The following is a 10,203-nucleotide window of genomic DNA, read 5'->3' on the forward strand; positions in this document are numbered from 1 at the left end:
CGGGTGATCGGCTCGACCTCGGCGCGCTTCGGCGCGATGTTGATGCCGCCGCCGATACCGCTGCCGCTGACGCTGATGCCGTTGAGGAACGCGTTCGCGCCCTTGAACACTTCGACGCGGCTGATCAGTTCCGGCGCGAGCAGCTGGCGCGGCAGCAGGCCGTACAGGCCGTCGAAGCTGATGTCATCGCTGGCCAGCTGGAAGCCGCGGATGGTGAACACCTGCGAGTAGTTGCCGTAGCCGAAGCCGTAGCGGACCGCCGGATCGTTCTGGACGACATCGCCCAGGGTGCGCGACTGCTGCGCGCGGATCAGGTTGTCGGTGTAGCTGGTCAGGGCGAACGGGACGTTCATCGCATCCTGGTTGCCGAGGACGCCGAAGCGGCCGCCGCGGGCGACCTGGCCACCGGCGTAGGCAGCCGTCGGGGCGGCCATGTCGGCGCTCACCTGCACGCCGGAAAGCGTGGTGGCGTTCTCCTGGGCCTTCTTCTGCGCATCGGCCACGTCAGCGTCGGCGGCATGCACCGAAGCGGAGACGAGGAGGGCGCCGACAAGGGCGGTACGGACAGAGACCGCGAGGTGGCGGCGGGGCAGGCGGGAGGCGAACATGGCGGATCCTGGAGGGTGGCGTGGCACCCAGTAATGCGAATGGAAATGAGAATAGGTCTCAAGTATCGCGCATTACACGGCTGTTGCATAGCAACAGCCTGTCGCAGGTATTTGATCCAACCCGGCCTGCCCCAAGGCTTTCGGGCCTTCAGCCGATCCCGTTGCGCACTACGAACGTGCCATCGGGGTCGTACTTTCGCTTGACCGAGGCCAGCCGGGGCGCGTTCGTGCCCCAGTAGGCCTTCTGGTAATCCTTCTGGAAGTAATCGCTCTCCGAGAAGTAGGCGCCCGCCCCAGGCGCCACCTGGGTCAGCCTGGCGTAGGATTTCTGCACGGCGTCCGATTCCCGCTTCGCCTTGACGTCGTCGCGGTGGGCATCGGGCAGCCCTTCGAAGACCGCGGGGCCACCGGCGCCGATGATGACCAGGGCGAACGCGTCGAGCACCTCGGGGTTCATGGCCGTGTCGCGCGCCCTGGCAAGGGTCTCTTCCGAAGCGCCGTAGAGGCCCTTGTTGAAATGGAACGAGAAGCCCCGGATCTGCGCCGCCTCGACGATGGCCGTGGCGAGTGTTCCGATGTGTTCCTCCTTGAGCAGGCGCGAAGGCATCCAGGCGGAGGTGTAGGCGTAGATGTACGTGCCGACCTGCTCCTGGTCGCCGGCCCAGGCCATGTGATACGCCGGGGTGCCCGGCCGGTTATCCGGCACGGCGTAGTTCAGGCCCTGCGCCTGGAAGAAATCGATATCCCAGAGGTGCCGGGCAGGCAGGGTCGCCAGCCAGAAAGGACTCGTCCAGGTGTACGCCTTGCTGGCAGCCACCCAGTCGAGAAACGGTTGCCAGGCCGCCCTGGCCTGGTCTTCCGCGAGGCCCTGGAAAAACATCTGCAGGTCGATCCGCCGGTCGCCGTGGAACTCGATCTGCTCGCCCCAGTTGGGGTTGCAGAGGCGGTCACGGAAGTGGGCCATCACCTTTGCCACCAGCGCGTGGAACGCCTCGTCGCTATCCGCCTGGATCTTGCCACGGACGACGCCGACAGACTGGGGCAGATAGTGCGTGCGGAACGTCAGGCGGGTAATCACGCCGAAGCTGCCGCCACCGCCACCCTTCAGGGCCCAGAACAGGTCCGGATCCTTGTACGCGTTCACGACGCGGATCACCCCATCGGCCGTGACGACCTCGGCCTCCAGCAGGTTGGATGCGCCGGTACCAAAGCCCTTCGACATGCTGCCGAAGCCGCCTCCGTTGGTGAAGCCGGCGCAGCCGACCGTAGTGCAACCGCCGCCCTGGATGTAGCGGCCGCCCATGGTCGTGACGGCGTGGTAGGCGTCGATCCACATGGCGCCGGCGCCGACGTGTGCGGCGGGAACACCTGCCGTGCCGGCCTTCGCTCCCTGGGGAACGAAGCCGTCCACGAGCTGGACCGAGTTCATCTTCCGGGTCCAGATCAGCAGCGAGTCAGCTGCATTGGAGGCGCCAAGATAGCTGTGGCCACCACCGCGGATCACCAGCCGCACCCGGTGCTTGCGGGCCCAGGTCACCGCCGTGGCGATGTCCTGCGCGCTCTCCGCGGCGAGTGCGCGGGCGCTCGGGGTCGAGGTCCAGGCGTTGTAGTAAGCGCCGGTCTGGGTCAGGCCCGGCTGGTCACCCACGTAGAACTGGTTGCCGATGTGGGCCAGGGCGTCCTCGCGGGTCGCTGGGTCGAGCAGGGGGTTCTTCGGAATGGAGAGACGCCCACCGACCTGGCGGTTCAGCGCGTCCCAGTCCGCATCGGTCGGCCAGCCCGCGGCACCCGGTTTCAACCAGCGTCCGCCGCCGGTGACGTAGGCGTCGACCTTCGCGGCCAGCGGCAGCAGGGGCAGGACAAGGGCGGTCTTCAGCAGGGTGCGGCGGTCCATGGTCGTTCTCCTTTGGGTTGCCACCGATCCTGCACCGTGACGCGGGCGCTGGCGCGGCCGCGGGGAGGAACACGGCCAACCCGGGGACGAACCGCGGGCGGGTGGGGACAAGCGGGATGGCCCCGACGGGCGCATCATGGGCGCTTCCTCCGTCCCCGGGAGCTTCCCCCTCATGTCCACCTGGACCGACCGCCGCCTGCTCGACCTGTTCCGTATCGACACGCCCCTCCTGCTCGCCCCCATGGCGGGCTCCGGCGGGTCGGCACTCGCCATCGCGGTGGCGAAGGCGGGCGGGCTGGGTTCGATCCCGTGTGCGTCGATCAGCGTGGAGAAGGCGACCGAGGAGGTCGCGGTGTTCCGCGGCGCCGTGGCGGCGCCGATCAACCTGAACTTCTTCGCCCACCAGCCGCGGACGCCGAGCAACGACGACCAGCGGCGCTGGCTGGGGCGGCTGGCGCCTTACTTCGCCGAGTTCGGCGTCGACCCGGCCAGCCTCACGGCCGCCGGTGGTCGCGCGCCATTCGATGACGCCATGTGCCGCATGGTCGAGTCGCTGAAGCCGGAGGTGGTGAGCTTCCATTTCGGGCTGCCGGCCCACGAGCTGCTCGAACGGGTCCGCGCCACCGGCGCGAAGATCATCGCCGCCGCCACGACCGTGGCCGAAGGCCGCTGGCTCGCCGACCGGGGCGTCGACGCGGTGATCGCCCAGGGCAACGAAGCCGGCGGCCACCGCGGCAACTTCCTCACCGATGACATGGCGAGCCAGCCCGGCCTGTTCGCGCTGGTCCCGCAGATGGCGGACGCGTTGCCGGTCCCCGTGATTGCCGCAGGCGCCATCGCCGATGGGCGCGGCATGGGAGCGGCGCTGATCCTGGGCGCCTCCGCCGTCCAGATCGGTACGGCCTACCTGCTCTCGGATGAATCGTTGAGCGTGCCGGTGCACAAGGCCGCCGTGAAGCAGGCCCGCGACGACAATACCGCCGTCACCAACGTGCTCACCGGCCGCCCCGCACGCGGGGTGATCAACCGGATCATGCGTGAGGTCGGACCGCTCTCGCCCGATGCGCTGCCCTTCCCGCTGGCCGGCGGCGCCCTGGCGCCCATGCGCGCGGCGACGGAAAAGCTCGGCCACGGCGACTTCCAGCCGCTCTGGAGCGGCCAGGCCGGCGCCCTCGCAAGGGAAGGCAGCGCCGAAGCCACCACCCGCCGCATCGCCGACGAAGCTGCAAAGCTCTTGTAGGAGCCCACCCTGTGGGCGACGCCGTTCGCGAATCCGCCACAGGGTCTTCAGCGTTATCGCGAAAGCTGTCGCCCACAGGGTGGGCTCCTACGACGAACGTTACGGCTTCTGCCCGTGCTGCAGCAGGTACAGCTTCACGTATTTCCGCCGCACGTATTCCACCCGCAGCAGCGCATACACGATGCCCCGCCAGCCATCGAGGAAACCGGCGCGTAGCACGTAGCCGCGGAAGAACCGCCACATCGGGCTCACGATGATCTGGGTGAGCGTCGCGCGTTTGCCCGCGGCGAATTCCTCGGTGGCCATCATGTGCGCGTAGCGCTCCTGCTTGGCCATCAGCTCGGAGAGCGAGCGGTACGGGTAGTGGTCGAGGTAGCCGCCGAGCATCTTCACGTCGCCATCGACGCTCACCGATTCATGGATCTCGCGCGGTCCCCGCCAGCCGCCCTGGCGGCGGTCGAACAGGCGCAGCACCTTGTCCGCACCGGCGTTGCCGTGCTGCATGAAGCGGCCGAAGAAATCATTGCGGCGGTAGAAGCGGTAGCCGGCCGCACCGGCGAAGCCGGCATCGAAGGCCTTCTCGATCGCCGCGCGCAGTTCGTCACCGACGCGCTCATCGGCGTCCAGGCAGAGCACCCACTCGTGCTTCGCCTGCGCCACGGCAAAGGCCTTCTGGCTGCGGAACCCGTCGAACTTGCGCTCGAACACGCGCGCGCCCATCTCGCGGGCGATCGCCTGAGTGTCGTCAATCGAGCCGCCATCCACCACGACCAGGTCATCGCAGAAGCTGGCGCTCGCCAGGCAATCCCGGATGCGGTCGGCCTCGTTCTGGGTGATCACGCAGAGGGAAATGGGCCGCCGGGTCATGAAAGCACGGGAAGGAAAGGGGCTGACGCGCCATAATGCCACGTTGCCCCCGACCGAGGTTTGCCGTGGCCGCGTGCCTGATGTTCGCCACCGAGGAATATGCCCTGCCGATCCTGCGCCCGCTGGCCGCTGCCGCGCAGGCGCGCGGGCAGCAGGTCGGCTGGATCGTCCCGGACTCCGTGGCTGCGCAGCTGGCGCCAGGCGAACAACGCATCACCAGCCTGAAGGCCGCGAAAGCGCTGCAGCCCGAGGCGGTGTATTGCGCCGCCAACTGGGTCTCCCCGCGCTTGCCCGGCATCAAGGTCCAGGTCTTCCACGGATTCAACGCGGAGAAGCGCGAGCCCGGCCGCGGGCACTTCGCCATACGCGGCTTCTTCGACCTCTACGTGACCCAGGGGCCGGCGACGACGCAGCCGTTCGAAGCGCTGGCGAAGGAACATCGCTACTTCGCCGTCCGCGAAACCGGCTGGCCCAAGCTCGATCCGCTGTTCATCCAGCCACCGCCGACGCCCGATCCCTCGATCCTGCCACGCGATGGCCGGCCCGTCGTGATGTACGCATCTACCTTCAGCCACCGCCTGAGCGCGGCACCGGCGATGGTGGAGCCGGTGCGCCGGATGATCGCCCGTGGCGACCGGCAGTGGCTGTTGACCCTGCATCCGAAATGCGGCGAGGAACTGGTCGCCGCATATCGCGGGCTCGAAGCGGAAAACGCGCGCTTCTACACGTCCGATAAGTTGATCGAACTGGAACGCGCCGCCGACGTGCTCGTCTGCGACACCTCATCGGTGATCCATGAGTTCGCCGTGATGAATAAGCCGGTGGTCACCATCGCGAACCGCGTGCCGCACCCTTTCATGCTGGATGTGCCGACACCTGACGATGTCGATGCGGCGATCGATCTTGCATTGACGCATCCGCCGGAACTGATGGCGGCGATCAAGGCGCACGCCGACAACATCCATCCTTCGCATGATGGGCATGCGAGCGAGCGCGTGCTGGATGCGGTGGCCGCTTTCAGGCGCGGTGAGTTTGGGAAGCTGGGGCGGAAGCCGTGGAATCTGGTTCGGCGGTTCAAGGCTGGGCGGGATTTGCCGGGGCTGCTGCCCGACGGCGCGTGATCGAACGCGCGAGGCGCGTCGTGATTTCCATAGCTGGAGTAGAGTACCGGCGAGCTCAGGAGCCCTTTATGTCCAGTCCCACCGCCCAGGCCACCGGCGCCAGATTCTCCAACGAGCGCATGCAGGAAGCCCGTGAGCGCTCCTGGGCCGCGCTCCGCGACATCGCTGCCCACATCACCCCCGGCATGACCGAACCCGAAGCCATCGCCATGGCCGGTGAGCGCCTGCATGCCGCGGGTATGCAGCGCATCTGGCATCCGAGCATCATCCGCTTCGGTGCGAACACGCTGAAGACATTCCGCCAGCGTTCGGCGCCGGATACCGTGCTTGCCGATAACGACATTTTCTTCGTCGACCTGGGGCCGGTGTTCGAAGGCCATGAAGGTGACGTCGGCGATACCTTCGTGGTGGGCGATGACAGTGTGATGCACTCGTGCGCTGCAGCGGCGCGTGAGCTGTTCCGCCGCGGCGAGGCGCGCTGGCGCGAAGGCGTGACGGGTGTGGCGTTGTACGACTACGTCAGCGCGGAAGCCGAATCGCTCGGCTGGCGCTTGAACCACGCCACCAAAGGCCACCGCGTCGGCGACTACCCGCATGCCGTGCACAAGGCCGGCAACCTGGGCGACTTCGATGCCGAACCCGTCCCGGGCCTGTGGATCCTGGAGATCCAGATCGCGCATCCCACGCTGCCGATCGGCGCGTTCTACGAAGACCTGCTGGTGGCGTGACTCGCGCGGCCATCCGTGCGTCAATGCGCGTTCGCCAGGCATAGGGAACGACATCGGATGGTCCGTCGCACATGGGTTGCCGCGCTCGCGGCTTGCGTATTCACGGTAGCCTGTTCGAAGGCGCCCGAGGCCGAAGCACCGAAGTCGGCCACGACGACCACGCCACATGTTGAGGTGGCGCCCGTACCGGTCTCTGCTTCCACGGTCACCGGTGTACCGGTACAAGCCGTGCAGCGTTACGTGCTCGACGACACCGAAGTCCGCACGATCCACGCACCGAAGCTCAACCGGGACTACCAGCTCTTCGTCAGCCTGCCGCAGGACTACGCGCAGCACCCGGAGCGCAAGTACCCGGTGATGTTCGTCACGGATGCGAACTACGGCTTCCCGTTGATCCGGAGCATCGCCCGCCGCCTCGGCGACCACGGTGACGGTACCGAGGACTTCATCCTCGTCGGCCTTTCGTACGCGGTGGGCGATACCCCGGTGTACAGCCGTCGCCGCGATTACACACCGACAAACCACGGCCCGAGCGGCCTTACGTCCGACATGCCGGGCCGTCCGGTACTGCATGGCGAAGCCGCCGCGTATCGTGAATCCATCCGGGACGACGTATTCCCGGTCATCGCAGCGAACTACCGCGCGGACATGTCACGCGCGATCTACGTGGGCCATTCCTACGGCGGCCTGCTCGGCTACGAGATCCTGCTGCACGACCCGGGCATGTTCAGCCACTACATCCTCGGCAGCCCGTCGCTGCAGTTCGATCACGGCGTCGAGTTCACCCGCATGCACGAGGCGCTGGCGAACCGGAAGGATCTCCCGGCGAACGTCCTGGTGATCCTGGGCGGGTTCGAAACACTCAGCAAGGACAAGGCCGACCGCCGCTTCAACACAGGCGTCGACATGGTCGGTGACAACCGCCGCTTCGTCGCGGAGCTGCAGGCGAAGCATTACCCGGGCCTGCATGTGAACCTGATGACCGTGCCGGGCGAGGATCACCTCACGGTGTTCCCCACGATCATCACGCGCGGGATCCTGTGGGCGCTGCCGGGCACGCGCCCGGCGTTCAACGCGACAGGCGGGTAACCGACAAGGCCACGACCAGCGCGCCGAAGGTCAGCGCGCCGAGCCAGTACACGGAACCGAGCGCGGCGCCATCGCTGGCGATGGCGGCGGCCCATGAGGCGGCGAGCAACAGCCAGCCGGCGAGCTTCACGCTACGCGTCGTGGCGGCCGGCAAGACCTTGCCGAGCACATCGCGCTGGTGCCGCGACATGCCCATGCTGAGCGCCGCAAAGCCCAGCAACGCGGTGAGCAGGCACAGCAGCATCATGCGACGGCCTCCTTCTTCCGGCGCACGCGCACGACGTCCTTGCGGTTGTGCAGCTTCCACGCGCAGAAGCCGAGCAGGCCAGCGAGCGCGAGCATCATCAGGTCGAAGCTCGCGAACACCATGTCGCCACGCCACAGGCTGACGAACAGCCCGCGATCGGTCGTCATCATGTCGACCACCGGTACCGCGAGGAAGCCCGCCGCGGCGACCGACAGGGTCTCGACCCATGCCCGCTTCACCGGGCGCACGATCGCGACCACGCAGAGCACGCCCCAGCCGATGAACAGCCAGTTCGCTTCCCAGTTCGGGCGCTGCACCACATCCATGGGCAGCAGCCGGTTGGCCATGAAATAGCACGCGATGCCGAAGGGCAGGCCGGCGATGGTCGCGATATTCATGCGTTCGACCAGGCGGAAGCCGAAGTACGGCCGCTCCGGATCGGGCAGCTGCATGCGCCGTTTGGAGGTCCACAGCACGAGGCCGGTGGCGACCATGGCGGTGCCGGCCAGGCCACACAGGAAGTAGAACCAGCGCAACAGCACGGGCGCGTAGCGGCCGGCATGCAGACCGATCATCACGCTTTCGGTCTCGCGCGCGGCGCCCGGCGCAGGCGGCCGGGCGTGCATCACGCCGGTCGCCGCATCGAAGGTCAGCGTTTCACCGCGCGTGGCCATGCCGGCACCGGTGGAACGGATGATCTTCACGACGCCATGCGCGTCGCCGGGGATCGGCACGAAGATGTAACCGGGCTCCGCGCCATGCCAGGTTTCACGCGCCTGCTTCAGCATGCCCGCGATCGGCGCCATGGTGGCGTTGCTGCCCGAACGCTTCGGCGCCTCGTCGGCGCCGAACGCATCCGCGTAGTAAGCGGCCCGGTTCTCGTATGCGGCGGACACGCCCCACGGCATGTACTGCGCGGCCAGCGTGACGAGGCCGGTGTACGTGATCATGAAATGGAAGGGCAGCGCGAGGACGGCGGTGAGGTTGTGGCCGTCGAGCCACGAGCGCTGGCCCTTGCCGAAGCGCAGCGTGAAGAAATCCGCGAAGATCTTCTTGTGGGTGATGACGCCGCTGATGATCGCCACCAGCATGAACATCGCCGCCAGGCCCACGAGCCAGCGTGCCCAGAGCACCGGCAGGTAGTACAGGTCGAAGTGCATGCGGTACAGCCGCCAGCCGCCCAGCGTGTCACGCGCATCCACCTTCTGGCCGTGGCCGTCGACGAGGAACGCATGGTCGCGCCACTGCGCGAACGTCTCGCCTTTCTCCTTCCAGAATGCCGTGGTCGCGACCGCGCGTTCACCCGGCAGCTCGATCGACCACTGTTCCGCGTTGGCCGCGTGCTTCTGCATATAGGCCACGGCGCCCTCGGCACCGGCGTCGATGTTGTGCTGGCCGCGCACCTCGGGCTGCATCCAGCGGGTGATCTCATCCTGGAAATACGCGGCCGTGCCGGTCACGAAGACCAGGAACAGCAGCCAGCCCAGCAGCAGGCCGACCCAGGTGTGCAGCCAGGCCATCGACTGGCGGATGCCCCCGTTCATGCGCCGGCCCCGTGCATGGAGAGATAGAGCGCCACGCCCAGCGGCACGCAGTAGGCGCTGGTCCAGAACCAGACCCGCGCGGCCCGGGCCACCGCGAACGCGAAGATCGCCACCACCGCGTAGACGGCAAACGACACGAGCATGCCGGTCATCACCGCCTCGACCCGGGGTATCGGGAGCCACCGGGCGAAGCCGGCCGCGGTGAGCGCGGCGGCCACGTAGCCGCCGACGGCCGCAAGGATCGTGCGGGACGCGACGTCCAGGGCGTGGGCAAGGCGTGCGCCGGGCGCGCCGGTGGAGGTAGGACGCGGCATGGACTCTCTCGGGAACGGGCGGCCGCTATATTAATGAGATTCATTCGCAAATACGAGTCGGCGTGCCCGGCACAACGCGGAAGTCCAACTCGGCATCACCTTCGGCAAGCGCAATCCGGCGCACTAACGGACGATGGCGGCGCAACGCTCTACACCTTTTCCCCCGTCATCCATCGGAGGCCTGTCATGGCGCAAACCTATCCATCACTACCGGACGGCCCGGTGCTCTGCAGCGATTGCGCGAAGGAGGGGAAGCACGTCGAAATGGTGGCCCAGGGGTCGTTCGACGGGGACTCCTCCTATGGGTCGGGCAATCTCCGGAGCTACCGTTGTCCGTCATGCGAATCCGTGGAAGTGTTCCATATCGGCTGACGGGCCCCGATTGAGATCCCTGTTTGCTTGAACTGACGAAACCCATTGTGGGAGCGGGGGGGGCGGGCAAAACGCCCACACCGGCGCCACCACACGATGAAAACAGAAACCCGGCGGGGGGGCGGAGGGGGGGTTTGGTGTGAAGTCGGCGGGGGTGGGGTGGCGGGGTGGCGAAGGAC

The 10,203-nt window shown here is 67.4% G+C and carries 10 protein-coding genes; 4 read left to right on the plus strand and 6 right to left on the minus strand.

All coding sequences use genetic code 11. From position 1 onward, the window contains the following. Both ACTHLF_RS11535 and ACTHLF_RS11540 read right to left on the minus strand, forming a co-directional pair. The coding region (locus tag ACTHLF_RS11535) for a TonB-dependent receptor plug domain-containing protein (RefSeq protein ID WP_440327485.1) at positions 1–608 on the minus strand (608 nt) is incomplete at its 3' end. 148 nt (positions 609–756) lie between these two features. Further along, positions 757–2,502: an FAD-binding oxidoreductase gene (locus tag ACTHLF_RS11540; protein WP_440327486.1), complete on the minus strand. Its 1,746-nt coding sequence runs from the start codon at positions 2,500–2,502 to the stop codon at positions 757–759. A gap of 172 nt (positions 2,503–2,674) precedes the next feature. On the opposite strand from ACTHLF_RS11540, the gene ACTHLF_RS11545 reads away from it, so the two are divergent. Beyond that, positions 2,675–3,742 carry an NAD(P)H-dependent flavin oxidoreductase gene (locus ACTHLF_RS11545; RefSeq protein WP_440327487.1) on the plus strand — a complete coding sequence of 356 codons (1,068 nt, stop codon included), beginning with the start codon at positions 2,675–2,677 and terminating at the stop codon, positions 3,740–3,742. A gap of 99 nt (positions 3,743–3,841) precedes the next feature. Here ACTHLF_RS11545 and ACTHLF_RS11550 read toward each other — a convergent pair whose 3' ends face one another. Beyond that, positions 3,842–4,609: a glycosyltransferase family 2 protein gene (locus ACTHLF_RS11550; protein ID WP_440327488.1), complete on the minus strand. Its 768-nt coding sequence runs from the start codon at positions 4,607–4,609 to the stop codon at positions 3,842–3,844. 80 nt (positions 4,610–4,689) lie between these two features. Between ACTHLF_RS11550 and ACTHLF_RS11555 the strand changes: the two genes are divergently transcribed. From ACTHLF_RS11555 to ACTHLF_RS11565, 3 genes are all read left to right on the plus strand, one after another. Further along, on the plus strand, positions 4,690–5,730 hold the full coding sequence (locus ACTHLF_RS11555) for a CDP-glycerol glycerophosphotransferase family protein (RefSeq protein ID WP_440327494.1): 1,041 nt from the start codon (positions 4,690–4,692) through the stop codon (positions 5,728–5,730). Between the two features lie 68 nt (positions 5,731–5,798). Further along, positions 5,799–6,458 carry a M24 family metallopeptidase gene (locus ACTHLF_RS11560; protein WP_440327489.1) on the plus strand — a complete coding sequence of 220 codons (660 nt, stop codon included), beginning with the start codon at positions 5,799–5,801 and terminating at the stop codon, positions 6,456–6,458. A gap of 57 nt (positions 6,459–6,515) precedes the next feature. Beyond that, positions 6,516–7,547: an alpha/beta hydrolase gene (locus ACTHLF_RS11565; RefSeq protein WP_440327490.1), complete on the plus strand. Its 1,032-nt coding sequence runs from the start codon at positions 6,516–6,518 to the stop codon at positions 7,545–7,547. On the opposite strand, the gene ACTHLF_RS11570 is transcribed toward ACTHLF_RS11565, so the two are convergent. From ACTHLF_RS11570 to ACTHLF_RS11580, 3 genes are read right to left on the minus strand one after another with little or no spacing between them, the layout of a single operon-like run. Then, positions 7,528–7,794: a DUF3325 domain-containing protein gene (locus ACTHLF_RS11570; RefSeq protein WP_440327491.1), complete on the minus strand. Its 267-nt coding sequence runs from the start codon at positions 7,792–7,794 to the stop codon at positions 7,528–7,530. The two genes, ACTHLF_RS11565 and ACTHLF_RS11570, sit on opposite strands and share 20 nt — an antisense overlap. After that, a complete protein-coding gene (locus tag ACTHLF_RS11575) occupies positions 7,791–9,338 on the minus strand; it encodes a PepSY-associated TM helix domain-containing protein (RefSeq protein ID WP_440327492.1) in 1,548 nt (515 codons plus the stop codon). The genes ACTHLF_RS11570 and ACTHLF_RS11575 overlap by 4 nt, the downstream gene beginning before the upstream one ends. After that, entirely contained in the window at positions 9,335–9,652 is a 318-nt protein-coding gene (locus tag ACTHLF_RS11580; RefSeq protein ID WP_440327493.1) for a hypothetical protein, read from the minus strand. The genes ACTHLF_RS11575 and ACTHLF_RS11580 overlap by 4 nt, the downstream gene beginning before the upstream one ends. Positions 9,653–10,203: the final 551 nt, after the last annotated feature.

The organism is Luteibacter sp. (genome assembly GCF_051958795.1).
Classification (GTDB): domain Bacteria; phylum Pseudomonadota; class Gammaproteobacteria; order Xanthomonadales; family Rhodanobacteraceae; genus Luteibacter.